22 protein-coding genes are annotated in these 26,388 nt (G+C 71.4%); 10 read left to right on the top strand and 12 right to left on the bottom strand.

The features are described from left to right. Positions 1–46 precede the first annotated feature (46 nt). Entirely contained in the window at positions 47–1,669 is a 1,623-nt protein-coding gene (locus AB0N81_RS07795) for a DEAD/DEAH box helicase (protein WP_365356615.1), read from the bottom strand. A 142-nt stretch (positions 1,670–1,811) separates the two neighbouring features. Continuing rightward, positions 1,812–2,015: a cold-shock protein gene (locus AB0N81_RS07790; protein ID WP_030362889.1), complete on the bottom strand. Its 204-nt coding sequence runs from the start codon at positions 2,013–2,015 to the stop codon at positions 1,812–1,814. 323 nt (positions 2,016–2,338) lie between these two features. Here AB0N81_RS07790 and AB0N81_RS07785 point away from each other — a divergent pair, with 323 nt between their 5' ends. Then, positions 2,339–3,250 carry a tyrosine-protein phosphatase gene (locus tag AB0N81_RS07785; protein ID WP_365356613.1) on the top strand — a complete coding sequence of 304 codons (912 nt, stop codon included), beginning with the start codon at positions 2,339–2,341 and terminating at the stop codon, positions 3,248–3,250. Between the two features lie 49 nt (positions 3,251–3,299). Here the strand turns inward: AB0N81_RS07785 and AB0N81_RS07780 are convergent, their stop codons facing one another. Beyond that, positions 3,300–4,031, bottom strand: coding sequence for a VWA domain-containing protein (locus AB0N81_RS07780; RefSeq protein ID WP_365356612.1), 732 nt, complete (start codon positions 4,029–4,031; stop codon positions 3,300–3,302). Positions 4,032–4,112: 81 nt separating this feature from the next. Between AB0N81_RS07780 and AB0N81_RS07775 the strand changes: the two genes are divergently transcribed. Beyond that, a complete protein-coding gene (locus AB0N81_RS07775) occupies positions 4,113–4,844 on the top strand; it encodes a glucose 1-dehydrogenase (RefSeq protein ID WP_365356611.1) in 732 nt (243 codons plus the stop codon). Between the two features lie 30 nt (positions 4,845–4,874). Here the strand turns inward: AB0N81_RS07775 and AB0N81_RS07770 are convergent, their stop codons facing one another. From AB0N81_RS07770 to AB0N81_RS07760, 3 genes are all read right to left on the bottom strand, one after another. After that, positions 4,875–5,228: a hypothetical protein gene (locus AB0N81_RS07770; protein WP_365356609.1), complete on the bottom strand. Its 354-nt coding sequence runs from the start codon at positions 5,226–5,228 to the stop codon at positions 4,875–4,877. 182 nt (positions 5,229–5,410) lie between these two features. Further along, positions 5,411–6,514: a hypothetical protein gene (locus tag AB0N81_RS07765; protein WP_365356607.1), complete on the bottom strand. Its 1,104-nt coding sequence runs from the start codon at positions 6,512–6,514 to the stop codon at positions 5,411–5,413. Between the two features lie 22 nt (positions 6,515–6,536). Further along, positions 6,537–6,764, bottom strand: a complete 228-nt coding sequence (locus AB0N81_RS07760) for a hypothetical protein (RefSeq protein ID WP_365356605.1) — start codon at positions 6,762–6,764, stop codon at positions 6,537–6,539. Between the two features lie 102 nt (positions 6,765–6,866). Between AB0N81_RS07760 and AB0N81_RS07755 the strand changes: the two genes are divergently transcribed. Next, positions 6,867–7,769 (top strand): chitosanase, encoded by a 903-nt coding sequence (locus AB0N81_RS07755; protein ID WP_365356603.1) that lies wholly within the window; start codon positions 6,867–6,869, stop codon positions 7,767–7,769. A gap of 33 nt (positions 7,770–7,802) precedes the next feature. Here the strand turns inward: AB0N81_RS07755 and AB0N81_RS07750 are convergent, their stop codons facing one another. The 6 genes from AB0N81_RS07750 to AB0N81_RS07725 all read right to left on the bottom strand — a co-directional run bounded on the left by AB0N81_RS07750 (position 7,803) and on the right by AB0N81_RS07725 (position 18,346). Further along, positions 7,803–8,636, bottom strand: a complete 834-nt coding sequence (locus AB0N81_RS07750) for a carbohydrate ABC transporter permease (protein WP_365356601.1) — start codon at positions 8,634–8,636, stop codon at positions 7,803–7,805. After that, entirely contained in the window at positions 8,633–9,625 is a 993-nt protein-coding gene (locus AB0N81_RS07745; protein ID WP_365356600.1) for a sugar ABC transporter permease, read from the bottom strand. The genes AB0N81_RS07750 and AB0N81_RS07745 overlap by 4 nt, the downstream gene beginning before the upstream one ends. Positions 9,626–9,673: 48 nt before the next feature. After that, positions 9,674–10,942 carry a sugar ABC transporter substrate-binding protein gene (locus tag AB0N81_RS07740; protein WP_365356598.1) on the bottom strand — a complete coding sequence of 423 codons (1,269 nt, stop codon included), beginning with the start codon at positions 10,940–10,942 and terminating at the stop codon, positions 9,674–9,676. Between the two features lie 299 nt (positions 10,943–11,241). After that, positions 11,242–12,702, bottom strand: coding sequence for a glutamate synthase subunit beta (locus tag AB0N81_RS07735; RefSeq protein ID WP_365356596.1), 1,461 nt, complete (start codon positions 12,700–12,702; stop codon positions 11,242–11,244). Then, positions 12,695–17,251, bottom strand: a complete 4,557-nt coding sequence (gene gltB / locus AB0N81_RS07730; RefSeq protein WP_365357007.1) for a glutamate synthase large subunit — start codon at positions 17,249–17,251, stop codon at positions 12,695–12,697. The genes AB0N81_RS07735 and gltB overlap by 8 nt, the downstream gene beginning before the upstream one ends. 363 nt (positions 17,252–17,614) lie before the next feature. Next, on the bottom strand, positions 17,615–18,346 hold the full coding sequence (locus AB0N81_RS07725) for a VIT1/CCC1 transporter family protein (protein ID WP_365356594.1): 732 nt from the start codon (positions 18,344–18,346) through the stop codon (positions 17,615–17,617). Positions 18,347–18,609: 263 nt separating this feature from the next. On the opposite strand from AB0N81_RS07725, the gene AB0N81_RS07720 reads away from it, so the two are divergent. Genes AB0N81_RS07720 through AB0N81_RS07690 form a run of 7 tightly spaced genes read left to right on the top strand, consistent with a single transcriptional unit; the run spans position 18,610 to position 26,321 of the window. Then, the gene (locus tag AB0N81_RS07720) at positions 18,610–19,623 is read left to right on the top strand and encodes an ADP-ribosylglycohydrolase family protein (protein WP_365356593.1); all 1,014 of its coding nucleotides are present in this window, start codon (positions 18,610–18,612) and stop codon (positions 19,621–19,623) included. Further along, the gene (locus AB0N81_RS07715) at positions 19,620–20,903 is read left to right on the top strand and encodes an ADP-ribosylglycohydrolase family protein (RefSeq protein ID WP_365356591.1); all 1,284 of its coding nucleotides are present in this window, start codon (positions 19,620–19,622) and stop codon (positions 20,901–20,903) included. The genes AB0N81_RS07720 and AB0N81_RS07715 overlap by 4 nt, the downstream gene beginning before the upstream one ends. Beyond that, positions 20,887–22,062, top strand: a complete 1,176-nt coding sequence (locus AB0N81_RS07710; protein ID WP_365357006.1) for an ADP-ribosylglycohydrolase family protein — start codon at positions 20,887–20,889, stop codon at positions 22,060–22,062. The genes AB0N81_RS07715 and AB0N81_RS07710 overlap by 17 nt, the downstream gene beginning before the upstream one ends. Further along, complete coding sequence (locus tag AB0N81_RS07705) at positions 22,059–23,399, top strand: ADP-ribosylglycohydrolase family protein (protein WP_365356589.1); 1,341 nt, start codon at positions 22,059–22,061, stop codon at positions 23,397–23,399. Before AB0N81_RS07710 ends, AB0N81_RS07705 begins: the two co-directional genes overlap by 4 nt. After that, positions 23,396–24,307, top strand: coding sequence for a ribokinase (gene rbsK, locus AB0N81_RS07700; RefSeq protein WP_365356588.1), 912 nt, complete (start codon positions 23,396–23,398; stop codon positions 24,305–24,307). Before AB0N81_RS07705 ends, rbsK begins: the two co-directional genes overlap by 4 nt. Then, the gene (locus AB0N81_RS07695; protein ID WP_365356586.1) at positions 24,304–25,491 is read left to right on the top strand and encodes a CoA transferase; all 1,188 of its coding nucleotides are present in this window, start codon (positions 24,304–24,306) and stop codon (positions 25,489–25,491) included. The genes rbsK and AB0N81_RS07695 overlap by 4 nt, the downstream gene beginning before the upstream one ends. Further along, complete coding sequence (locus AB0N81_RS07690) at positions 25,488–26,321, top strand: CoA ester lyase (RefSeq protein ID WP_365356585.1); 834 nt, start codon at positions 25,488–25,490, stop codon at positions 26,319–26,321. The genes AB0N81_RS07695 and AB0N81_RS07690 overlap by 4 nt, the downstream gene beginning before the upstream one ends. The last annotated feature ends 67 nt before the right edge of the window (positions 26,322–26,388 follow it).

The raw sequence follows: 26,388 nt of genomic DNA, 5'->3' as shown, positions 1-26,388 counted from the left end.
GGCTCATTCTGCCGCCCGCCGCCGCGTCATCGGCACCACCCTCGCGTCACGCCGCGGAGCGGCGTCCCCCTTGTTCTCCGCCGGCGGGACGACCACGGCGGGCACGGCCGCCGGTGGCGCCGCCCGCGGCTCCGCCGGAACCGCCCCTGGCCTGACCGCCCTGACCCTGGCCCTGGCGGGGCGTGCGCCGCTGCCCCTGCCCGCCGCCCTGCGCCTGCGCGCCGGCGCCGGCGCCTCCGCGCGGCCTGCGGCGCCGCTGCGAGGGCGTCTTGGCCTGCTGCTGCTGCGGTTGCGGCGTCTCGATGACGACCGGCACACCCGACGGCTCCCGCGCGCCGGTGATCCGCACCAGCTCTTCGTCGGAGGAGGAGACGCGCGCCGTGTTGGGGCGGATCTCCGCGTCGGTCATGAGGCGCGTCATGTCGCGCTTCTCCTCGGGGAGCACGAGGGTGACGACGCTGCCCGACTCTCCCGCGCGGGCGGTGCGCCCGCCGCGGTGGAGGTAGTCCTTGTGGTCGGCGGGCGGGTCGATGTTCACGACGAGGTCGAGGTCGTCGACGTGGATGCCGCGCGCCGCGACGTTCGTCGCGATCAGCGCGGTGACCTGGCCGGTCTTGAACTGGTCGAGCGTGCGGTTGCGCTGCGGCTGGGAACGTCCGCCGTGCAGTCCGGAGGCGCGTACGCCGTTGGCGAGCAGCCGCTTGGTGAAGCGGTCCACGGCTCGCTTGGTGTCCAGGAACATGATCACGCGGCCCTCGCGGGCTGCGATGCGCATGGCGACGGCCTTCTTGTCCGTCTCGTCGGCGACGTAGAGCACGTGGTGCTCCATCGTCGTCACCGCGCCCGCCGACGGGTCGACGGAGTGGACGACGGGGTCGGTCAGGAACATCCGGACGAGCCGGTCGATGTTCTTGTCGAGCGTCGCCGAGAAGAGCATCGTCTGGCCGCCCTGGGCGACCTGCTTGAGCAGCGCCGTGACCTGCGGCATGAAGCCCATGTCGGCCATCTGGTCGGCCTCGTCGAGGACCGTCGTGCGCACCTGCGACAGGTCGCAGTCGCCGCGCTCGATCAGGTCCTTGAGGCGGCCGGGGGTGGCCACGAGGACCTCGGCGCCGCGGCGCAGCGTGCCGGACTGGCGGCTGATCGACATGCCGCCGACGACCGTGGCCATGCGGAGGTTCACCGACGTCGCGTACGGCGTGAGGGCGTCCGTCACCTGCTGGGCCAGCTCGCGCGTGGGCACCAGGACCATGGCGAGCGGGGACTTCGACTCGGCGCGCTGTCCGGCCGTGCGGGCCAGGAGGGCGAGGCCGAAGGCGAGGGTCTTGCCGGAGCCGGTGCGTCCGCGGCCGAGGATGTCGCGGCCGGCGAGGGAGTTGGGGAGGGTGGCCGCCTGGATCGGGAAGGGCTCGGTGACGCCCTGGGCGGCCAGCGTCTTCAGGAGGGCCTCGGGCATGTCCAGCTCGCCGAAGGACTCGACGGCCGGCAGTGCGGGCGTGAGGCTCTCGGGCAGCGCGAACTCGCCGCCCTGGACGGGCCTCGGCTTACGGCTCCCTGCTTTCCTCGCGGAATTCGCGGAGCCCTTCGCCTGGCCGTTCGGCCTGCCCTTTCCTGCTGCGTTGACGGGACGCTTGCGGGCGGGGCGTGCCGGGCGTTCGGGGCGGTTCATTCAGTGGTGCCTTCCTGGTCGCTGGACTTCCGGACCTCTGAGCCGGAGCGGCTCTGGGCCCGGTTGGGCCCGATGACAGCGCAAGCCGAGGCCCGCACCTTCCGGTGCGGGCCTCGGCTGTGAGGTTCGCGCGCTGCGACGATCAGGCAGGAACGATGTTCTCGGCCTGCAGGCCCTTCTGGCCCTGCGTCACCTCGAAGGAGACCTTCTGGCCCTCGAGGAGCTCACGGAAGCCAGAGGACGCGATGTTCGAGTAGTGGGCGAAGACGTCGGGGCCGCCGCCGTCCTGCTCGATGAAGCCGAAGCCCTTTTCCGAGTTGAACCACTTAACGGTGCCGGTTGCCATGTCAATCTCCTCAACAGGGGCAGTGAATGGGGAACCACGGTATTGCGATTCTCCAGCGCTGCAATGACCCCCATACCGGAGAGAACCGGAAAAACAATAATGCGCCCTCGGAGCATTCCCGTCAGGCGCACATAAAGTTCATGGGTACCAAAACTGCAACACATAACTTTAACACGCTCGCGGGACCCGTTGTTCCCGGCCCCGTGAGACGTACGTCGCGCATGCCCCTTCCCCCTTCCGGGGCCCATCGCTACCTTCTACCAAACAATCGCTTGGTTGGGCCGAAGAACGACCGGCACCCTCAGCCGGTGGAAGGCGGACCGATGCGCATCTCACGAACCCGTACCCGTACCGCGACCGGACTGGTCTTCCTCGCGCTCGTGCTCGGCGCCGCGCCCGCCTGGGCGGCACCGGCCGCGCCCCGGTCGGCGGCCGCCGCGCCCGCCACCGTCCGGCACATCCCGCTCCAGGGCGCGGTCAACGTACGGGACGTCGGCGGTCACCGGACCTACGACGGGGAGCGGGTGCGCCACGGCCGGGTCTACCGCGCCGACGCCCTCAGCAAGCTCACCGACGCCGACCTCGGCACGATCGCCGGGCTCGGCCTGAAGAAGGTCATCGACTTCCGGGTGCCCGCCGAGGTGCAGTACGACGGCCCGGACCGGCTGCCCGTGGGGCTCTCCCCCACCTCCCGGCCGGTCACCGACAACGGCCTGTTCACTCGGCTCATCACCGCGATCGGCTCCAGGGACCCGGTCAAGCAGGAGGAGATGCTGGGCAACGGCAGGGCGGCCGCGTTCATGCACGACGTCTACCGCACCTTCGTCACCGACTCCGCCAACCGCGCCCAGTTCGCGGCCACCCTGCGCGACATCGCAGTCAGCCGCTCGCCGCTGCTCTACCACTGCACCGCGGGCAAGGACCGCACCGGCTGGACGACGTACCTCCTGCTGCGCCTCGTCGGCGTACCGGAAAGGACCGCCACCGACGACTACCTGGCCTCCAACACCTACCGGGCCGCGTACGACGCGAGGCTCCGCGAACAGCTCAGGCAGGGCGGTCTCATGCAGAACCCCGACCTGATCATCCCGCTCCAGGAGGTCCGCACCGACTACCTGGACACGGCCCTCGACGAGGCGGAGAAGCGGTACGGCGGCCTGGGGGGCTACTTGTCCAAAGGGCTCGGTCTCGACGCGGGCACGATCCTGAAGCTGCGCGACCGCCTGGTCGACTGAAACCAACGGCCGCCCCTCAAGAACCCAAGACCCGACCCAAGACCCCCCTTCAAGCCACGATGCCGCCCGCCCGCGCCGCCGCGAGCCACGCCGGGAACTCCCCCACCAGCCGGTCGTACAGCTCGTCGTCCGGCACGGCCAGGGGGTCCTCCCCGGCGTGGAAGAAGCCCGCGTTGTCGACCGGACGCCTGGCGGGGACGGCCAGCTCGTCGAGCTTGCGCAGGTAGTCGAACTGCTTGCTCGCCGGGTCGCCGAAGCCGATGAACTGCCAGAACATCGGGAGCTTCGCCGCCTTGCAGAGGTAGCGCTCTGCGGCGAACTTGTTGATGGGGCCCCCGTCGGTCTGGAAGACGACGAGGGCGGGCACGGTGGAGCCGCTGTCACAGCTGTCGACGTGATGATCGATGACGGCGTCCATCGCCAGGTGGTAGCTGGTCTTGCCCATGTGGCCGAGCCCCGCGACGATCTCGTCGATCCGGCCGCTGTGGCTCTCCAGGGCGATGTCCGTCACCGCGTCGACGTCGGTCGAGAAGAAGACGGTGGGCACGACACCGTCGTCGTCGAGGTGCGCGGAGAGCCCGAGCACACGGTCCGCGAGGGCCTGCACGCTGCCGTCCTTGTAGTACGGCCGCATCGATCCGGAGTAGTCGACGACGAGGTAGACCGCCGCCCGCTCCCCCTCCAGACCGTGTTTGCGCAGGGAGACCCCGGCGCTCTTGTAGAGGCTGACCAGCGCGGGCGCCGAGTCCTCCACCTTGCGCAGACTGATCGCGGATCCCATGCGCCGCCCCGCCCTTCCACCTTGCACATATGACTGCTAGACACATGCCGATTCGGCACGTACGGACGTACGGAGGATGGCATGAACCACGGCTTGGACGGCAGGGTCGTCCTCATCACCGGCGCGGGCCGCGGTCAGGGCGCGGCGGAGGCGCGGCTCTTCGCGGAGGCCGGGGCGCGGGTCGTGGTGACGGACGTGCGGGAGGAGGAGGGCCGCGAGGTCGCCGGGTCCCTCGGCTCTCAGGGGCTGTTCGTACGGCATGACGTGACCGACGCGGAGAGCTGGGCGTCGGCCGTGGCGGGGGCGCTCGGCGCCTTCGGGCGGCTGGACGTCCTGGTGAACAATGCCGCGCTGTGGCGGACGGCGTCCGTGGAGGACGAGACGTACGAGAATTTCGAGGCCCTGGTCCGGGTGAATCTCCTGGGGCCCTTCCTCGGCATCCAGGCGGTGCTGCCCGCGCTGAAGGAGGCGGGCGGCGGGTCGGTCGTGAACGTGTCGTCGACGGCGGGGCTGGTCGGCATCCAGGGCCACGCGGCGTACGGGTCGACGAAGTTCGGTCTGCGGGGGCTGACCCGCTCGGCGGCGCTGGACCTGGCCAGGTACCGGGTGCGGGTCAACTCCGTGCATCCGGGGGCGATCGACACCCCGATGATCTCCGCCGCCTCCGCCGGGCGGGACTGGTCGCATCTGCCGCTGGGCAGGATGGGCCGCCCGGAGGAGGTCGGTGAGCTGGTGCTCTTCCTGGCGTCGGACGCGTCGTCCTACGTCACGGGAGCGGAGTTCACCGTGGACGGCGGCTCGACGACAGGGTGAGCACCCTGAGTGCCCTGCCGGTCCTGTGGATCAGACGCGGTGGAAGAAGTAGACCGAGCGGACCTTGAGCCGGTCCGTGGCGGGCTTCCCGTGCGGCTTCAGGGTCCAGGAGTCGTCGCTGCAGTCGGCGTCGGTGAACACCATCGCCCAGGCGTCGGTGTCGTTGTACGGGGCGAACGCGGGCTTGGAGGTGTCGTCGTCCGCGACCTCGGGGAGCGTGATGCAGGCGGGGCTGCCGGGGTCGTGGAGGGTGGCGTACCGGACGGTGCCGTCTTCGACGAACTTGTAGTGGAAGGCGCCGGTGGCGGCGTTCGCGGAGGTCGGCAGGGTGACGACGAGGGCGAGCGCGCCGAGGAGGGCGGCGACTGTGTGGCGAGGGCGCATATGACCTTTTTCCGTGCGGGCGCCGGGCGGGACCCCGGCGGCGGTGGGGGGTGGCCGGACCCGTCCGGAAGTCGACGGGTCCGGCTGCGGCCCTCCCCGGTCCGCGGCCCGTTTATGCGGGGTGCCCGGGGGGTGTCACCCGCGCGGCCCCGCCGCACCGGCCCCCGCGTCCGCCGTGCGGGCTACCGCCCCGTCTGCTCCTGGAACGCCGGCAGGGCGAAGATCCGTGTCTTCGCGTCGTCGTCCATCAGCTCGACGAGCGGAAGGACCAGTTCCCAGAGGTCCCGCTTGTCGACCTCGCGGGCGAGCGCGTCCAAGTCGGGTTCGGGCAGCGCGCCCGCCGTGTCGGCGACGGTCTTGCGGGACTCGGCGGGGAGCGCGTCCACGAGCGGCAGGAACTCCGCCCACAGGGCGGTGGCGACGACCGCGCGCACGACTCCGGCGAGCACGTCCGCGCCCCGCAGGGAGGGCAGTGCGGCCACCGCGCGGCGCTCCTCCTCGCTCAGCAGCGCGACCAGGGGCAGCAGTGACTCCCACAGGTCCTGCTCCGCGACCGTCACGACGAGTGTGTCGAGCCGGTCCTGCGGCTGTCCTGCGGCGAGCGAGGCGATCCGGCGCCGCTGCTCGCCGGTCACCATGCCGGCGACGGCCAGCGCCTCCGGCCACAGTCCGTCGGCGGACGCCGAGCCGATGACGGAGGCGAGCCGGTCCGCGCCCATGAGCTCGATGATGTGGCCGAGCCGTTCGGGCACATCGATCGCGAAGCCCGTCCTGAGCACGGCGGCGTCGTCGACCTGCGGCAGGATGCGGCGCAGCGCCGGGTCGGGCAGGTGGCCGACGAAGCGGCCCATCGTGAGGTGGTCGCCGCGTTCGGCGAGTGCCACGGCGATGCGCACGACGAGGTCTTCGTCGAGCCGGTCGACGATGCCCTCGATGCGGCGCGGGTCGAGGTGTGCGCAGGACCGGGCGGTGAAGGAGACCGGCAGTTTCTCGATGATGTCGGCGGCGCGCGGGGGGTCGAGGCGTCCGGCGACGGCGGCGGCCAGGCGCGGTCCGAGGGCTTTCTGGGAGATGGCGGCCGCGACTCCGGCGGGCACGAGCTTGGTGGCGGCGGCGATCCGGTCGAGCATGTCGGGTGCCCGGTCGAAGAGGGCCGCGACGGTCTGGGTGCGGAAGCGGCGTACGTCCTCGACGGGCAGGTCCTGGAGGAAGGTGAGCGTGCCGGGTTCGACGTCGAGCAGGTGGGTGATCTTGAGGGTCTCGGCCCTGCCGCGCAGCTTGTCCATGCTGACTCCTCGCTCCTCTCGGCTAGCGGAAGAGAATCCGGCGGACGGGGCCGCGGGCCAGGGCGGGCACGAGTTTCAGTGCTTCCTCGGCGGCCTCGTTGAGTCCGGCGGCCCGGCTCTCGCGCTGTCGCTTCAGCGCTTCGGCGAGCGTTGCCAGTTGTTCGGGCGTCAACTGGCGGAAGGATTCCGGTGGTTCGTCGCGCAGCTCGGTGGCGAGCCGTTCGCGTTGCGGCTGTGCTTCGGTGGTCACGTCGCCTCCCGGGGCCGGTCTCTCGGCTGGGTCACGGGTCCCGAGAGTGGCGGCGAATTGACTTTTAGTCAATAGAGCGGGTCGCGCCGTACCCTTGGCCGGATGAAACGTGCCGGTCTCCTCCTTCTCGTCGCCGTGGCCCCGGTCGCCACCGTGGCCGCGTACCTCCTGAGCGGTGACCCGGACAGCGGCGACGTCCAGGCCGGCGAGCGGGCTCCCGCCACCGGACGTTCGTACGAGAAGGACAAGTCGAGGACCGAGATCGAATCCGACGAGGAGCTGATCGCGGACCTGCCGCCCGGCCTCGCCGCCCCCGCGAAGAAGGAGCTCGCCCAGCAGCTGGTGGCGAGCGCGGAGAACTCGACGCTGAACTGGCGCGGCCAGTACGGCTACATCGAGGACATAGCCGACGGCAACGGCTACACCGCCGGGATCATCGGTTTCTGCACCGGCACGCACGATCTGCTCGCACTCGTCGAGCGGTACACGAAGAAGCATCCGGACAACGGCCTGGCCCGCTATCTGCCCGCCCTGCGCGAGGTCGACGGCAGCGACTCGCACGAGGGCCTCGATCCCGGCTTCGTCAAGGCATGGAAGGCGGAGGCGGCGAAGCCCGCGTTCCGCGCGGCCCAGGACGGCGCGCGCGACCGTCTCTACTTCGACCCGGCGGTGCGCCTGGCCAAGCTCGACGGGCTCGGCACGCTCGGCCAGTTCATCTACTACGACGCGATGGTCCTGCACGGCCCCGGCACGGGCCCGCACGGCTTCTACGGCCTGCGCGAGGCCGCGCTGAAGGAGGCGGACACCCCGTCCCAGGGCGGCGGGGAGAAGGCGTACCTCGACATCTTCCTGGACATCCGCCGCAAGGCGATGAAGCAGGAGAAGGCCCACCGCGACACCAGCCGCGTGGACACGGCGCAGCGCCGGTTCCTGTACGACGGGAACCTGGCCCTGCGGACGCCGCTGACGTGGAAGGTGTACGGGGAGACGTTCAAGGTGCCGTAGCCCCCTGGTCCCCGTACACCCTCCGCGCGGTCCTCAGCCCTTGACGGCGCCCGCCGCCAGGCCAGAGCCCAGCTTCCGGTGCACGATCACGAAGAAGATCATCACGGGCACCGTGACCAGCGTGGAGCTGGCCATGACCGGGCCCCAGGCCGTGGAGTTCTCACCGAAGAACTGGTAGATGCCCACGGCGGCCGTGTACTTGTCGCTGCCCTTCATGAAGGTGTACGCGAACACGAACTCGTTCCACGCCGTGATGAAGGCGAAGATCGAGGTGGCGACGAGCCCCGGCGCGACCAGCGGGAGCAGCACCGACCAGAACATCCGCGGCCAGGACGCCCCGTCGATGTACGCGGCCTCCTCGACCTCCTTGGGGACGGTGGCGACGAAGCCGCGCAGCGTCCAGATGGCGAAGGGCAGCGAGAGGGCGATGTAGACGATGCTCAGTCCCAGCAGGGAGTTGAGCATGTCGTAGTCCCGCATCTGGATGAAGAGCGGGATGACCAGGGCCTCCAGCGGCACCATCTGCACGATCAGGATCATGATCAGCACGGAGGTGCGGAAGCGGAACTTGAACCGTGCCACCGCGATGGCCGCGAAGAGCGAGAGCAGTCCGGCCGCGAGGATCGTGGCGAGGCCGACGAGCGCCGAGTTCAGCAGGTACGTACCGAAGTTGCCCTTGTCGAAGACGAACTCGAAGTGTTCGAGGCTGATGCCGCTCGGCAGCACGTCCGAGCCGCGCAGGGCGGCCTTCGGGTCGAGCGCCGTGGAGATCATCCAGTAGACGGGGAAGAGCGTGAACAGGAGGAGCCCGGCGATCGCGGCAGGCAGGCCGATGCGTGAGGCGAGAGTGGTGCGGCGGGTTGTCACAGTTCCTCGTCCCCCTGCCGGAACAGCGTGCGGATGTAGACGACGGTGATGGCGAGGAGCAGCACGGTGAGCAGGACCGCTGCCGCGGCGCCCGCGCCGTAGTCGTTCTTGGCGAAGGCCTGGATGTAGGAGAAGACGCCGAGGTTGTAGACGTCCTCGTTGGAGCCGTCGCCGCCGGGTTGCAGATAGACCTGGGTGAAGACCTTGAAGTCCCAGATGGTGGAGAGGATGGTCACCACGAGGAAGACGGGCTTGATGGTCGGCACGGTGATGTTCCAGAACCGCTGCCAGGCGTTGGCGCCGTCCAGCTCGCCCGCTTCGTACAGTTCCTTGGGGATCGTCAGGAGTCCCGCGAGGACGGTGATGGCGACGAACGGGAAGCCGTGGTGGATGACGTTGAGCGTGGCGATCGCGTAGAACGGGCCGCGCTCGGTGAACCAGTTGGTGGTCTCCGGGTCGATCAGTCCGACCGAGCCCGCGATCTGGCTGACCATGCCGTCCTGCGGCTGGAAGAGCCAGATCCAGACGTACGTCCCCGTCACCGCGGGCATCGCCCAGGCGGCGAGGATCGCGACCGAGCAGATCATCCGCCAGGTGGCGCCGAGGCGGTTGAGCAGCAGCGCCACGAGGGTGCCGAGCGCGACGGTGAGGCCGACGCAGGCGAAGGCGAAGAAGACGGTGTTGGGCAGGACCGTCTTCCACAGCAGGCTGCTGGAGAGCAGGTCGGTGTAGTGGTCGAAGCCGGTGAACGTCCCTACGCCGCCGCCGAACTTGACCTTGTAGTCCTGCAAGGAGAGCTTGCCGACCTGGATCAGCGGCCAGAGCAGCAGACCCACGAGGACCACGAGGGAGGGTGCGAGGAGGAGCCAGGGGCGGGTGAGGGTGATCAGTTTCTTGCGACGGAGGGCCGCCTCGGCTGCGCCGTCCGGCTGCCGGGGGCCGCGGCGGACCGGGGCCTCGGGTCCGCCGCTGACGAGCGTGTCTTTCACAGTGCGTCCTTCACAGTGCCGAACTCGCCGTTGCCTGCTCGTTCCTGACTACTCGTCCTTGGCGAAGATCGCGTCCATGTCCTTGGCCGCCTTGTCGGCCGCCTCCTTCACGGACGCCTTGCCGGTGAGGATCGACTGGATCATGCCGGGGATGACCTTGGAGGCCTGGATCTCGCCGTACGACTTGGTCTTGGGGACGGTCGCGCCGGCCTCCAGCATCTGCTTGGCGAACGGCTCGACCAGCGGGTCCTTCTTCGCCTCGATCTTCTTCAGCTCGGAGTTCTGGCCGGGGAAGTAGTTGGTCTGCTCGGCCCACTTGGCGGCGAACTCGCCGGTGGTCACCAGCTTCACGAACTCCCAGGCGAGGTCCTTCTTGTCCGTGTCGAACGTGGACAGGTAGGAGCCGCCGAGGAAGGACTTGCTCATGCCGCCGTTCTGGCCGGGGATCGGGACGGCGGCGAGCTTGCCCTTGAGGTCGGGGTTCTTGTCGACGATCGCCTTCGGGGTCCAGTTGCCGCCGATGGCCATGGCGATCTCGCCCTTGTTCCAGGCGTCGCCGACCTCCTTCTCCGTCCAGGTGTTGACCTTGGCCGGGGAGACCTTGTCCTTGGTGGCGAGGCCGGTGTAGTACTCGATGCCCTTGATGGCCTCGGGCGAGTTGATGCCGGACTTCCACTTGCCGCCGGACTCGGTGGCGAGGTCACCGCCCGCGCCCCAGATGAAGGGGGCCGCGAACATCTCCGCGCCGCCCGCCACCGGGAAGGAGACGAGCTTCGGCTCCTTCTCCTTGAGCGCCTTGGCGGTCGCCTGGAGCTCCTTCCACGTGGTCGGGGCCTTCAGGTCGTGCTTCTCGAAGATGTCCTTGCGGTAGACGATCGAGCGGACGCCCGCGTACCAGGGCATGCCGTACTGCTTGCCGTCGAGCGTGCCCGCGTCGGCGAGTCCCTCGACGAGGTCGTCGTTCAGGCCGGACTTCTTGACCTCGTCGGTGACGTCGACGAGCGCCTCGGTCTCGGCGAACTGCGGCACCCACGTGGTGCCGACCTCGGCGACGTCGGGCACCTGGTCCTCGCCGCCCTCGATGGCGGTCGTGAACTTCTTCTGGGCGCTGGCCCACTGCTGGTACTCGACCTTGATCTTGGCGCCGGTCTTCTTGGTGAAGGCCTTCTCGGCCTCCTCGAAGAAGGGGCGTGCGTCGGGGTTGGTCCCCTCCATGATCCATACGGTGAGGGTCTTGCCCTTGCCGTCGGTGGCCTTGTCGCCCTTGTCGCCCCCGTCATCGCCACCGCACGCCGTGGCGGTCAGTCCGAGACTCATGGCGATACAACCAGCGGCGATGACACGTCGATTCATGCCGGCCCCTCCAGGTTCCGATTGGTGGGAGCGATTGTGGTCACAGAGAGTGGGGGCGGTCTAGACCCATTGGGATAAGCGGCCGAACCGTAATGAGGGTTGCGGGTGACGCAACATACGCTCATAGCATTGCGCCCCATGCAACGCACGCGTATCGGGGAGGCGGTGCCCCGGGACATGACGACGCCCGCCCAGGTCCGGTCGGGGACGAGGCGGGCGTCGCTCAGTTCCGTACGCCGTTGTACGGGACGTATGGGGGAATGTCAGACCGTCAGCGCACGGTCCGTCGGGCGGATCGGGGCCGGCAGGTCGCTGGCGCCGGTGAGGAAGCGGTCCACGCCGCGCGCCGCGGAGCGGCCCTCGGCGATCGCCCACACGATGAGCGACTGGCCGCGGCCCGCGTCACCGGCGACGAAGACGCCGGGAACGTTCGTCTGGAATTCGGCGTCGCGGGCGACGTTGCCGCGCTCGTCGAGCTCCAGGGCGAACTGGTCCACCAGGCCGTTCTCACGGTCCGTGCCGGTGAAGCCCATCGCGAGGGTGACCAGCTGGGCGGGGATCTTCCGCTCCGTGCCCGGCTTCGGGGTCAGCTTGCCCTCGATGAACTCCACCTCGACCAGGTGGAGGAACTGGACGTTGCCGTCCTCGTCGCCCTCGAAGTGGGTGGTGTTGACGGAGTAGACCCGCTCGCCGCCCTCCTCGTGCGCGGAGGTGACCTTGTAGAGCATCGGGAAGGTCGGCCACGGCTGGTGCGCGGCGCGGTCCTCGCCCGGCTTCGGCATGATCTCCAGCTGGGTCACGGAGGCCGCGCCCTGGCGGTGGGCCGTGCCCACGCAGTCCGCGCCGGTGTCGCCGCCGCCGATGACGACGACGTGCTTGCCCTCGGCGGTGATCGGGGGCGCCACGAAGTCGCCCTCCTGCACCTTGTTGGCGAGCGGCAGGTACTCCATGGCGAAGTGGATGCCGTTCAGGTCGCGGCCGGGCACCGGCAGGTCGCGGGAGATGGTGGCGCCGGCGGCGATGACCACGGCGTCGTACCGCTTGCGCAGCTTGACCGCGTCGATGTCGCGGCCGATCTCCACGCCGGTGCGGAACTTGGTGCCCTCCGCGCGCATCTGCTCGATGCGGCGGTTGATGTGCCGCTTCTCCATCTTGAACTCGGGGATGCCGTAGCGGAGCAGGCCGCCGATGCGGTCGGCGCGCTCGTAGACGGCGACCGTGTGGCCGGCCCGGGTCAGCTGCTGGGCGGCGGCGAGGCCCGCCGGGCCCGAGCCGATGACCGCGACCGTCTTGCCGGAGAGGCGCTCCGGGGCCTGGGGCGCGACGTCGCCGCGGTCCCACGCCTGGTCGATGATCGAGACCTCGACGTTCTTGATGGTGACGGCGGGCTGGTTGATGCCGAGCACGCACGCCGACTCGCACGGGGCCGGGCACAGGCGGCCCGTGAACTCCGGGAAGTTGTTGGTGGCGTGCAGCCGCTCCTGCGCGGCCGACCAGTCCTCGCGGTACGCGTAGTCGTTCCACTCCGGGATGAGGTTCCCGAGCGGACAGCCGTTGTGGCAGAACGGGATGCCGCAGTCCATGCAGCGCGAGGCCTGCTTGGAGATGATCGGGAGGAGCGAACCGGGAACGTAGACCTCGTTCCAGTCCTGGACGCGCTCACCGACCGGGCGGGTCTGCGCGACCTCGCGGCCGTGGTTCAAAAAGCCCTTGGGATCAGCCATTGGTCGCCGCCTCCATCATCTTCTCGGTGATCTCGGTCTCGGAGAGACCGGCTCGCTCGGCGGCGTCCTTGGCGGCGAGCACTGCCTTGTACGTGCTTGGGATGATCCTGCTGAAGCGCTCCACCGCCACGTCCCACTCGGCGAGCAGCTTCTCGGCGACGGTCGAGCCCGTCTCCTCCTGGTGGCGGCGCACGACGTCGTGCAGCCACTGCTTGTCGGTGTCGTCGAGGGGTTCGACGGCCGCGAGGTTGCCGGCGTTGACGTTGTCGCGGTCGAGGTCGATGACGTACGCGATGCCGCCGGACATGCCGGCCGCGAAGTTGCGTCCGGTCTCGCCGAGGACGACCGCGTGGCCGCCGGTCATGTACTCGCAGCCGTGGTCGCCCACGCCCTCGGAGACCACGGTCGCACCCGAGTTGCGGACGCAGAAGCGCTCGCCGGTGCGGCCGCGCAGGAACAGCTCACCGCCGGTCGCGCCGTACGCGATGGTGTTGCCCGCGATCGTCGAGTACTCGGCGAGGTGGTCGGCGCCGCGGTCCGGGCGGACGACGATGCGGCCGCCGGAGAGGCCCTTGCCGACGTAGTCGTTGGCGTCGCCCTCCAGGCGCAGCGTCACACCGCGCGGCACGAAGGCGCCGAAGGACTGGCCCGCCGAGCCGGTGAAGGTGATGTCGATGGTGTCGTCGGGCAGACCGGCGCCGCCGAACTTCTTCGTCACCTCGTGGCCGAGCATGGTGCCGACCGTGCGGTTGATGTTGCGGATGGCGACCTGTGCGCGGACCGGGTGGGCGTCCGTGGCGCTGTTCGCGGCGAGCGCGTCGGCGGCGAGCTTGATCAGCTCGTTGTCGAGCGCCTTCTCCAGGCCGTGGTCCTGGTCCGCAATCTGGTGCCGGACGGCGCCCGCGGGCAGCGACGGCACGTGGAACAGCGGCTGCAGGTCGAGGCCCTGCGCCTTCCAGTGGCTGACGGCCTTCTCGGTGTCGAGGAGCTCGGCGTGGCCGACGGCCTCCTCGATGGAGCGGAAGCCGAGCTCGGCGAGGATTTCGCGGACCTCTTCGGCGATGAACTCGAAGAAGTTGACGATGTACTCGGCCTTGCCGGAGAAGCGCTCGCGCAGCGCCGGGTTCTGCGTGGCGATGCCGACCGGGCAGGTGTCCAGGTGGCAGACGCGCATCATGACGCAGCCGGAGACGACGAGCGGCGCGGTCGCGAAACCGAACTCCTCGGCGCCGAGCAGCGCGGCGATGACGACGTCGCGGCCGGTCTTCAGCTGGCCGTCGGTCTGGACGACGATGCGGTCGCGCAGGCCGTTGAGCAGCAGGGTCTGCTGGGTCTCGGCGAGGCCGAGCTCCCAGGGCCCGCCCGCGTGCTTCAGGGAGGTCAGCGGGGAGGCGCCGGTGCCGCCGTCGTGACCGGAGATGAGGACGACGTCCGCGTGGGCCTTGGAGACGCCTGCGGCGACGGTCCCGACGCCGACCTCGGAGACCAGCTTCACGTGGATGCGGGCCTGCGGGTTGGCGTTCTTCAGGTCGTGGATCAGCTGGGCCAGATCCTCGATGGAGTAGATGTCGTGGTGCGGCGGCGGCGAGATGAGGCCGACGCCGGGCGTCGAGTGACGCGTCTTGGCGACCCACGGGTACACCTTGTGCCCTGGCAGCTGGCCGCCCTCGCCGGGCTTCGCGCCCTGCGCCATCTTGATCTGGATGTCGTCGGCGTTGACCAGGTACTCGGAGGTCACGCCGAAGCGGCCGGACGCGACCTGCTTGATGGAGGAGCGGCGCGCCGGGTCGTACAGGCGCTCCGGGTCCTCGCCGCCCTCACCGGTGTTGGACTTGCCGCCCAGCTGGTTCATGGCGATGGCGAGGGTCTCGTGCGCCTCCTTGGAGATGGAGCCGTACGACATGGCGCCGGTGGAGAAGCGCTTGACGATCTCGCTCGCGGGCTCGACCTCGTCGATGGAGATCGGCTGGCGGCCGCTCTTGAAGCCGAACAGGCCGCGCAGCGTCATGAGGCGCTCGGACTGCTCGTTCACGCGGCCCGTGTACTGCTTGAAGATGTCGTAGCGGCGGCTGCGCGTGGAGTGCTGGAGGCGGAAGACCGTGTCGGGGTCGAACAGGTGCGGCTCGCCCTCGCGGCGCCACTGGTACTCGCCGCCGATGTCGAGGGCGCGGTGTGCCGAGGGGACGCCGGAGACCGGGTAGGCCTTGGCGTGCCGGGCGGCGACCTCCTTGGCGATGACGTCGAGGCCGGCGCCGCCGATCTTCGTCGTCGTCCCGCTGAAGTACCGCTCCACGAAGGACTGTTCGAGGCCGACGGCCTCGAAGACCTGGGCGCCGCGGTAGGAGGCGACGGTGGAGATGCCCATCTTGGACATGACCTTCAGGACGCCCTTGCCGAGGGCGTAGATCAGGTTGCGGATGGCCTGCTCGGACTCGATGCCGGGCAGGAACGTTCCCGCGCGAACGAGGTCCTCGACGGACTCCATCGCGAGGTAGGGGTTGACGGCCGCGGCGCCGTAGCCGATGAGGAGGGCCACGTGGTGGACCTCGCGCACGTCGCCCGCCTCCACGAGCAGGCCCACCTGGGTGCGCTGCTTGGTGCGGATGAGGTGATGGTGGACGGCGGAGGTGAGCAGCAGCGAGGGGATCGGCGCGTGCTCGGCGTCGGAGTGCCGGTCGGAGAGCACGATCAGGCGGGCGCCGGCCTCGATGGCGGCGTCGGCCTCGGAGCAGATCTCGTCGATGCGGGCGGCGAGCCCGTCGCCGCCGTCGCCGACGCGGTAGAGGCCGGAGAGCGTCGCGGCCTTCATGCCGGGCATGTCGCCGTCGGCGTTGATGTGGATGAGCTTGGCCAGCTCGTCGTTGTCGATCACCGGGAAGGGCAGGGTGACGCTGCGGCACGACGCGGCGGTCGGGTCGAGCAGATTGCCCTGCGGGCCCAGCGAGCTGTGCAGCGAGGTGACGAGCTCCTCGCGGATGGCGTCCAGCGGCGGGTTGGTGACCTGCGCGAACAGCTGCGTGAAGTAGTCGAAGATCAGTCGCGGGCGCTCGGAGAGGGCCGCGATGGGGGTGTCCGTGCCCATGGAGCCGAGCGGCTCGCCGCCGGTCTTGGCCATCGGCGCGAGGATGATGCGCAGCTCTTCCTCGGTGTAGCCGAAGGTCTGCTGGCGGCGCGTGACGGAGGCGTGCGTGTGCACGATGTGCTCGCGCTCGGGCAGGTCGGAGAGCTCGATCTCGCCGGCCTCCAGCCACTCCTGGTACGGCTTCTCGGCGGCGAGGGCGGCCTTGATCTCGTCGTCCTCGACGATGCGGTGCTCAGCGGTGTCGACGAGGAACATCCGGCCCGGCTGGAGGCGGCCCTTGCGGACGACCTTCGCGGGGTCGATGTCGAGGACGCCGACCTCGGAGCCGAGGACGACGAGGCCGTCGTCGGTGACCCAGTAGCGCCCGGGACGCAGACCGTTGCGGTCGAGGACCGCGCCGACCTGGGTGCCGTCGGTGAAGGTGACGCAGGCCGGGCCGTCCCAGGGCTCCATCATCGTGGAGTGGTACTGGTAGAAGGCGCGGCGTGCCGGGTCCATGGAGGCGTGGTTCTCCCAGGCCTCCGGGATCATCATCAGGACCGAGTGCGGCAGGGAGCGGCCGCCGAGGTGCAGGAGTTCGAGCACCTCGTCGAAGGACGCGGAGTCGGAGGCGTCCGGCGTACAGACCGGGAAGATCCGCTCCAGCCTGTCCGCCTGGCCCGCGGTGCCGAAGAGCTCGGAGGCGAGCTGCGACTCACGGGCGCGCATCCAGTTGCGGTTGCCCTTGACCGTGTTGATCTCGCCGTTGTGCGCGACGAAGCGGTACGGGTGTGCGAGCGGCCAGCTCGGGAACGTGTTCGTCGAGAAGCGGGAGTGGACGAGCGCGACGGCCGTGGCGAAGCGGCGGTCGGACAGGTCGGGGAAGAACGGCTCCAGCTGGCCGGTGGTCAGCATGCCCTTGTAGACGATCGTGCGGGACGAGAGCGAGGGGAAGTACGTCCCGGCCTCGCGCTCGGCGCGCTTGCGCAGCATGAACGCCTTGCGGTCCAGTTCGAGGCCCGTGGTGTCGCCGTCGGCGACGAAGATCTGCCGGAAGACGGGCATCGTGGAGCGGGCGGTGGCACCGAGCAGCTCGGGGGCGACGGGAACGTCGCGCCAGCCGAGGACGGTGAGGCCCTCTTCGGAGGCGATCGTCTCGATCTGTGAGACGGCTCCGTCGGTCGTGCCGGCGGTGTCCACGGGCAGGAAGGCGATGCCGACGGCGTAGGCACCGGCCGCGGGGAGCTGGAATCCGGCCACCTCGCGGAGGAAGGCGTCCGGGACCTGGAGCAGGATGCCCGCACCGTCACCCGAGTCCGGCTCGGAGCCGGTGGCGCCGCGGTGCTCGAGGTTGCGCAGTACGGTCAGCGCCTGTTCGACCAGTTCATGGCTGGCCACACCGGTGAGGGTGGCCACGAATCCGACGCCGCAGGCGTCGTGTTCGTTACGGGGGTCGTACATCCCCTGGGGGGCGGGGCGACCGTCCATGGGCGACCAGGCGTGGGTACGCATCGGCACTCCCGTCGTCGTCGAGGCAACTACATGTGGCAAGGGACGACGTTGGCCCTGGCAAAATTTCGTGCAGATTACATGATGGAACGCTTCTCGAAAAGCGGATAGCTCATTCCACCATGTGGACACCGCTCGGGAAGGTGAGGAGCGGTTCGGAGGGGTACCCACTCGGTTCGGAGAGGGACCCTCGGGACCATTGCGGACAGATCCATGACCGAAGGTCCGTAGCGACACGAGCCTCATTGCCCGCAGCGCTTACGGCTCATGCCCAGTGGTCACGGGGTCGAAACCGCCGAGTAACGACTACTTATGCAAGGTCCCGCATAGACCTGCAAGGCGTCATCCTGCGGCGGTACCGAACAAGCCGCCCAGGGCGTACGTCACACCGGCGGCCGCTCCACCGAGCGCGAGCTGCCGCAGACCGCTGAACCACCAGGACCTCGCGGTCACCTTGGCCACCACCGCGCCACAGGCGAAGAGCCCGATGAGCGCGAGCAGCAGGGCGGGCCACAGCACGGTGGCGCCGAGCAGATACGGCAGTACGGGGAGCAGGGCGCCCAGCGCGAACGCGCCGAAGGACGAGACCGCGGCGACGGTCGGCGAGGGCAGGTCGCCCGGGTCGATGCCGAGCTCCTCGCGGGCGTGGATCTCCAGCGCCTGCTCGGGGTCCTTGGACAGCTGACGTGCGACTTCGCGGGCCAGCTCGGGCTCGACGCCGCGCGACGCGTACAGCTCGGCGAGCTCCTTCTCCTCGTCCGCGGGGTGCTTGCGCAGCTCACGCCGCTCCACGTCCAGCTCGGCCTCGACGAGCTCGCGCTGGGAGGCCACGGAGGTGTACTCACCGGCCGCCATCGAGAAGGCACCGGCGGCGAGCCCCGCGAGGCCGGTGATGACGATGGTCTCCCGCGAGACGGCGCCGCCCGCGACGCCGGTCATCAGCGCGAGGTTGGAGACGAGCCCGTCCATCGCCCCGAAGACCGCCGGACGCAGCCAGCCACCGTTCACGTCGCGGTGGGTGTGGTTGTCGCGGTGCGCCTCGTGCAGAGTCGCTTCGGTTTCGATGATCGCCATGGCGTGAGCCCCCTCGTACGCGTACTTGAACGATCTCGAAAGTACGCGCGAAAAAAATCTCCCGCCAGCAAGGAAGGCCGTACTTACCTGCGAAAACACGCCCGGCGGGGGCTCCTGCGGGGAGCGGCGAAGGAGTGATCTGAGCTCGCACATGCTCGTGTGAGCACCCCGCGTGGCAGAGATGCACCAAGCACCGCATCCAGCGGTTCACGCTCCGTCCGCGGTCCGCGCACAGCCAGCGGTCCGCACAAGGGAGGCACGGCATGGCGTCCACCGCATGCGTTCCCTCGGTCCCGGCGCCCGGCGACGCCGACGACCTCCGCGAGCGGGCGCGCGGCGCCCTGCTCGGCCTCGCGGTCGGCGACGCGCTCGGCGCCCCCGCCGAGAACATGAAGCCGTCCGAGATCCGCCGCCGCTGGGGCCGCATCACGGGATACGTCGCCGAACACCCGGCCGGCACCGACGACACCGAGTACGCGATCTTCTCCGGGCTGCTGCTCGCCCGGCACGGCTCCGCGCTGACGGTCGCCCACGTCGAGACCGCGTGGCACGAGTGGATCGCGGACCTGGACGAAGGCCCGTTCCGGGGCGCGGGTTTCAGCGAGCGCGGCACCCTGGAGAACCTGCGCAGGGGCCTCGCCGCCCCCATCTCCGCCCAGCACCGGCACGCCTGGAGCGACGGCCTCGCGATGCGGGCCGCGCCCTTCGGCGTCTTCGCCGCGGGCCGCCCGGACGAGGCGGCCCGCCTCGTCGCGATCGACGGCTCCGTCAGCCATGACGGCGAGGGCATCCACGGCGGCCGGGCGGTGGCGGCGGGCGTCGCTGCGGCCATGACGGGGGCCCCGGTGGAGACCGTGGTGGAGGCGGCCCTCTCCGTCATCCCCGAGGACTGCTGGACGTCCCGCTCTCTGCGCCGCGCGGTGGCGGTCGCCCACCGCGGCGAACGCGCGGTGCGCTCCGCGGTGGTCATCGGCGGCTACCCCTGGACCGATCTCGCGCCGGAGGCGGTGGGGCTGGCCTTCGGGGCGTACGCGGTGGCGCGCGGCGACTTCGGCGACGCGGTGCTCTGCGCGGTGAACATGGGCCGCGACGCGGACACGACGGCGGCGGTGGCGGGCGCGCTCTCGGGCGCCACGTGCGGCGCCTCGGCGATCCCCCCGCCCTGGTCGGTGGCGATCGGCCCGGCCCGGGGCAGCTGCCTCCCCTCGATGCGGGGCCACCACGTACTGGACGTGGCAGACCTGCTGACGCCGGACGACGGAGTGGTGGGGGCATGACCACTGTGGGCAGGCGTGCCGTGGGGCGATGGGGGTCCCCCTTGGTCGAGCGCAGCCGAGAGCTTGGGGGAGGGTGGGCACAGCCCCCGGTGCCGGGTGCCGAGAACGGAGGCCCCAACCGAAGCGAGGCGCCCCCCGCCGAAGCGCTCCTGCTGGGCCTCGCGGCAGGCGACGCCGCAGGGTGGCCCTCCGCCCGCCACAGAGCCTCCCGCATGCCCGAGTGGACACGGCGGCTCACCCGCGAACTGGACACCTTCGCCGAGCAGAACGCCACCACCACCCTCCCCGTCCCCATCGCCCTGAACCAGCCGCCCGAGCCCCTGCGCCTCGGCCCCTCGGACGACGCCGAATGGGCGGCCTTCACCGCCGAGTCCCTGCTCCGCGCCGCCGACGGCACCCTGGACAGCGCACTGGCCCCGGACCGCCGCGTCCGCGCGGCACTCGACCTCTCCTGGAACGCCCTCGCCGCCGAGATCGCCGCGGCGGCGGCCCGCGCCCCCGAGGTCGAGTCCGCGGTCCTGCCTCTGCGGGCCCGCATCTCCGTCCGCGCGGGCCTCGGCAACCTCGCCGCGGGCCTGCGCCCGCCCGCCACCGGCCACGACAACCCGCACTACTTCGACGACGCGGCCTGCGTGCGGGCCTGCGTGCTGGCCCTGGTCCACCCCGGCGACCCCGAACGGGCCGCCGCCCTCGCGGAGTTCGACGCCCGCTACACCCAGGACGGCGACGGCACGCACGGCGCCCGCGCGATGGCCGCCGCGATCGCCGCCGCACTCGCGGAGGCCGACGTCGACACCGCGGTGGACTGCGCGCTCGACCAGCTCCCGGAGCACACGGAGATCGGCAGGAACGCCCGGCACGCCGTGAAGACGGCCCGCGCCCAGCCGGACGACGGCGCCTTCGCCCTCGTACCGCTCCTGGAGCACCAGATCGTCGACCACGTCTACAGCTACGGCATCGCCGCCGCCGAGACCGTGCCGGTCGCCCTCGCCCTGGCCACCGCCGCGCGCGGCCGCATCCGGGAGGCGGTGCCCGCCGCCGCGTGCCTGTCGCGCGTCGCGGACTCCGCGCCCGCGCTCGCCGGGGCGCTCACCGGCGTCCTGGGCACGGCGGCCGCGATCCCCGGGGCGTGGCGGGACGCCTGCCGCACCCTCTCGGGCTGTGCGCTCCCCCGTCTCGCGGGCACCGACCTGGTGGAACTCGCCGGGCAGCTGGCAGACACGGAACTGACCGCTCCAGGTGGACAATTCCGACATGACGACCATGACGCCACGTCCTGAGACGCCACATACCGAGCTGTCCCTGGCCGACCGCATCGCGGGCAGCCTCGTCGGAGCCGCGGTCGGCGACGCGCTCGGCGGACCCGTCGAGGGGTACGCGCCCGAGCAGATCGCCGAGCGGCACGGCGGGCGCGTCCACGGCATCGTCGGCCCCTGGAACGGCGACCGCTGGCGCACCGCCCGCCCCATCGCGCCGTACCACAAGGGCGACGGGCACGTCACCGACGACACCTTGATGACCCACGCGCTCGTCCGCGTGTACGCCACCGTCCGCGACCACCTCGACGCCTACGCCGTGGCCGACCACCTGGTCCCCGACCTGATGACGACCCCGCGCTGGATCCCCGAGCTGGAGGCGGAGACGATCCTCCTGCACCGGATCTTCCTCGCCGAGAAGTGGCTCGCCGCCCGCCTCCACTACGGCCACGTCGACCCGCGTGAGGCGGGCACCGGCAACATCGTCAACTGCGGTGCCGCGATGTACATGGCGCCGGTCGGACTGGTCAACGCCGCCGACCCGCGGGCCGCGTACGCCGAGGCCCTCGACATCGCGGGCGCCCACCAGTCGTCGTACGGCCGGGAGGCCGCCGGGGTCTTCGCGGCGGCCGTGGCGGCGGCCTGCGCGCCCGGCGCCACGGCGGACTCGGTGATCGGGGAGTGCCTCGCCCTGGCGAAGGACGGCACCCGCGCCGCCATCGAGGCCGTGGCCGAAGTCGCCGCGAAACACCGGGACTTCGAGACGGCGCTGGCCCCGGTCCGGGCCGCCGTCGCCCCCTTCGACACGGTCGGGCCCGACTACCGCTCCCCCTCCCTGGGCGCCCGCCGCCCCTCCCGGCTGCACTCCGTCGAAGAGCTCCCCGTCGCCCTCGGCATGCTCCTGGTCGGCGAGGCCGACTACCGCCGCACCGTGCTGGGTTCGGTCAACTACGGCCGCGACTGCGACTCCATCGCGACGATGAGCGGCGCGATCGTGGGCGCGCTCCGCGGCGAGGAGGCCGTGCCCGCCGACTGGGCCAAGCGCGTCGCCGAGGCCAGCCGCCTCGACCTGCACGCCCCGGCGGCGGCGCTCACGGCGGTCGCCGAGGAGATCTTCACCCGCGACGTCCGCCGCCGCCGCGCCCACGAGTCCGCGTTCACTGCCCTGACGGCCGAACGGTGATCCGCCTGACCTGGGTCCAGCCGGAGGACCTGATCGGCCACGAACTGTGCCAGGCGGAACAGGAGGGCCGCGACGTCACCTCCGTACGCGCCCGCTGGCTCGCGGCGGGCGGCCACCTGCCCCCGCTCCGTGCGGGCGCCTCCCCTGCCCCGGCCCCGCCCCACCGCCGCACCCTGGCGGAACGCCTCCTGGACGAACTGGCCCGGTCGGCCCCGCCGTGGGCAGACGTGCCACGCCGGGTGCCCGCCGGTGCGGCGCCCGCACCCTCAGGGCTGCGCCACCGCCTCCACGCCGCCTGGCTCGGCAGAGCCGCGGGCTGCCTCCTGGGCAAACCGGTGGAGAAGCTTCCCCTGGACGGCATCCGGAGACTCGCCCGGGCAACGGGCAACTGGCCCCTGCACACCTGGTTCACCGAGCGGGGCGTCCCGCCCGAGCTCAAGGCGGCCCACCCCTGGAACCGCCGCTCCGCGCCGACCTCCCTCGCCGAGAACATCGACGGCATGCCCGAGGACGACGACCTCAACTACCCGCTCCTGAACCTCGCCCTCCTCCAACGCCACGGCAGGGACTTCACCACCGAGGACGTGGCGCGGCTCTGGCTGGACGAGCTCCCCGCGGGCCGCACCTTCACCGCGGAACGCGTCGCCTACCGCAACCTCCTGAACGGCATCGAGCCCCCGCACACCGCCACCCACCGCAACCCGTTCCGCGAGTGGATCGGCGCCCTCATCCGCGCCGATCTGCACGGCTGGACCAACCCCGGGGCTCCGGAGGCGGCCGCGGAGCAGGCCCGCCGCGACGCGGTCCTCACCCACACGGCGAACGGCGTGCACGGCGCCGAGTTCGCGGCGGCCACGATCGCCGCGGCGGCCGGCGGCACCGCCGACGTCCACGCCTGTCTGCGGACGGGGCTGTCCGTCGTGCCGTCCGACTCGCGCCTGGCCCTGGCCGTCCGACACGCCGTTCAACTGGCGGACGAAACAAGGGACTTCGACGATGTCGTGGACCACCTCCACGCGCGTTACGCCACCCACCACTGGGTGCACGTCATCCCCAACGCCGCGCTCCTCGCCGCCGCCCTCACCCACGCCGACGGCGACTTCACCGGCTCCATCACCCGCGCCGTCTCCGGCGGCTGGGACACCGACTCGAACGGCGCGACCGCCGGGTCGGTCGCGGGCCTGCTCGCCGGTCACCCCGACGCGCTCCCCGACCGCTGGACGGCGCCCCTCAAGAACCGGCTCGCCACCTCCGTGGGCGACTTCGACGGCATCGGCTTCGACACCCTCGCAGACCTCACCACCGCACTCACCGCCCGGGAGGCACACCGCTCATGACCCCCACGCCCCACATCGCCGTCCTCGGCAGCGCCAACATGGACCTCGTCGCGTACGTCGCCGAGGCCCCGCGGCGCGGCGAGACCGTGACGGGCCGCGAGTTCCGCACCGCCCCCGGCGGCAAGGGCGCCAACCAGGCCGTCGCGGCGGCCCGCGCGGGCGCCACGGTCTCGCTGGTCGGCGCGGTCGGCAACGACGCCCACGGCAGTACGCTCCGGTCCTGCCTGGAACACTCCGGCGTCGACACGGACCTCCTGCGCACCGTCGAGACGCCCACCGGTATCGCGCACATCGTCGTCGACGACGAGGGCGGCAACGCGATCGTCGTGATCCCCGGCGCCAACGGCACCGTCACCGCCCTCACCCCCGGCGACGAGAGCCTGATCGCCTCCGCCGACGCGCTGCTGCTCCAGCTGGAGGTGCCGGTGGAAGGGGTACTCGCCGCCGCCCAGGCCGCCCGGCGCCACGGCGTCCGTACCCTCCTCACCCCCGCCCCGGCCCAGCCCCTGCCACCCGAACTCCTCGCCGCCGTCGACCTGTTGCTGCCCAACGAGCACGAGGCCGCCGCCCTCACCGGCATCCCTGACGACCCGCCGGCCGCCGCCAGGTCCCTGCTCTCCCAGGTGCCCGAGGTCGTCATCACCCTCGGCTCGCGCGGCAGCCTGTACGCGGCGCGCGGCACCGAGCCGGTCATGGTGCCCGCCCGCCGGGTCACCCCGGTCGACACCACCGGCGCGGGCGACACCTTCGCGGGCGCCCTCGCCGTGGCTCTCGCCGAGGGCAACTCCGCGCCCGACGCGCTCGGTTGGGCGTCGGCAGCGGCGGCCCTGTCCGTACAGCGTCCGGGAGCATCGGCCTCCATGCCGTACCGCAAGGAGATCGACGCGGAGGCGGGTGTCACGTCATGACAGCTCCCCTGACCGGCCTGCGCGTCCTCGACCTCGCCACCCTCTTCGCGGGCCCGCTGGCCGCCACCATGCTCGGCGACTTCGGCGCCGAGGTCATCAAGGTCGAGCACCCCTCGCGCCCCGACCCGTCCCGCGGCCACGGCCCGTCGAAGGACGGCGTCGGCCTGTGGTGGAAGCTGCTCGGCCGCAACAAGCGCACGATGACCCTCGACCTGTCGACGCCCGGCGGCCGCGAGACCCTGCTGCGCCTGGCCGCCACCGCCGACGTGATCGTCGAGAACTTCCGCCCCGGCACCCTGGAGAAGTGGGACCTGGGCTGGGAGGAACTCCACGCCGCCAACCCCCGCCTGGTCCTCGCCCGCGTCACCGGCTTCGGCCAGTTCGGCCCGTACTCCCGCCGCCCCGGCTTCGGCACGCTGGCCGAGGCGATGAGCGGCTTCGCCGCGATCACCGGCGAGCCGGAGGGACCGCCGACCCTGCCGCCGTTCGGCCTCGCCGACTCGATCGCGGGCCTGGCGACGGCGTACGCGGTGATGACGGCCCTCGCGGCCCGCGACCGCACGGGCGAGGGCCAGGTCGTGGACATGGCGATCATCGAGCCGATCCTCACGGTCCTCGGCCCGCAGCCGCTCTGGTACGACCAGCTGGGCCACGTACAGCCCCGCACCGGCAACCGCTCCACGAACAACGCGCCGCGCAACACCTACCGCACGGCGGACGGCGGCTGGGTCGCCGTCTCCACCTCCGCCCAGTCGATCGCAGAGCGCCTGATGCGCCTGGTCGGCCGCCCCGACCTGATCGCGGAACCGTGGTTCGCCACCGGCGCGGACCGGGCGCGCCACGCCGACGTCCTCGACGAGGCGGTCGGCGGCTGGATCGCCCGGCACACCCGCGACGAGGTGATCGAGGCGTTCGAGAAGGCGGAGGCCGCGGTCGCTCCCATCCAGGACGTACGCGACGTCATGACCGACCCCCAGTACGCGGCTCTCGACACGCTCACCACGGTCGACGACCCGGAGCTCGGACCCCTGCGCATGCAGAACATCCTCTTCCGGCTCTCCGCGACCCCCGGCGCGATCCACTGGGCGGGCCGCCCGCACGGCGCCGACACGGACGCCGTCCTGACCGAACTCGGCCTGACGGAAGGGGACATCACCACCCTGCGCAAGGAGGGCGCGCTGTGACCGTCCACTCCCCACTGACCTGGCTGTACGTTCCCGGGGACCGGCCCGAGGTGGTCGCCAAGGCCCTCCACGCGGGCGCCGACGCGGTGATCGTCGACCTGGAGGACGCGGTGGCCCCCGACCGCAAGGAGTACGCGTGCGCGGCGACGGCCGAGCTCCTCTCGGAACCCCTGCCCCTCCCCGTCCACGTCCGCGTGAACGCCCTGGACGGCCCGCGGGCCGACGCCGACCTCCGCGCCCTCGCCCCGCTCCCGGGCCTGGCGGGCCTGCGCCTGCCCAAGGTCACCTCGCGCGCCGAGGTCATCCGCGTCGCCGAGCGTGCCGTCCCGGCCGACGGCGGCGCTCTCGCCCTGCACGCACTCGTCGAATCGGCGCTCGGCCTGGAGCACGCCTTCGCCATCGCCACCGCGCACCCGGCCCTGCGCGGCATCTCCCTCGGCGAGGCCGACCTCCGCGCCGACCTGGGGATGCGCGACGAGTCGGGTCTCGACTGGGCGCGCTCGCGCGTGGTGGTGGCCGCGCGGGCGGCCGGCCTGGCCCCGCCCAGTCAGTCGGTCCACCCGGACATCCGTGACCTGGACGGCCTCGCCGCGTCCTGCGCCCGCGGGCGCGCCCTCGGCTTCCTCGGCCGCGCGGCGATCCACCCCCGGCAGCTCCCGGTGATCGAACGGGCCTATCTGCCCACCGCCGAGGAGATCGAGCGGGCGGAGGAGATCATGAAGGCGGCGGTGACGGACGAGGGCGCCCTGGCGCTCCCGGACGGCCGCTTCGTGGACAAGGCGGTGGTGGAGGGGGCGCGGCGGGTCCTGGCGCTGGCCGACAGAGGGTGACCGCCCACGCCGAAGGGCCGCCGGATCGAGTGATCCTGCGGCCCTTCGGCGTCGACGTGGACGAGCG

It is taken from the genome of Streptomyces sp. NPDC093510, from assembly GCF_040683555.1.
In the GTDB taxonomy this organism is placed as follows: domain Bacteria; phylum Actinomycetota; class Actinomycetes; order Streptomycetales; family Streptomycetaceae; genus Streptomyces.
Note: the sequence above shows the minus strand (reverse complement) of the source record. Positions and strands in the feature narration are given on the sequence as shown.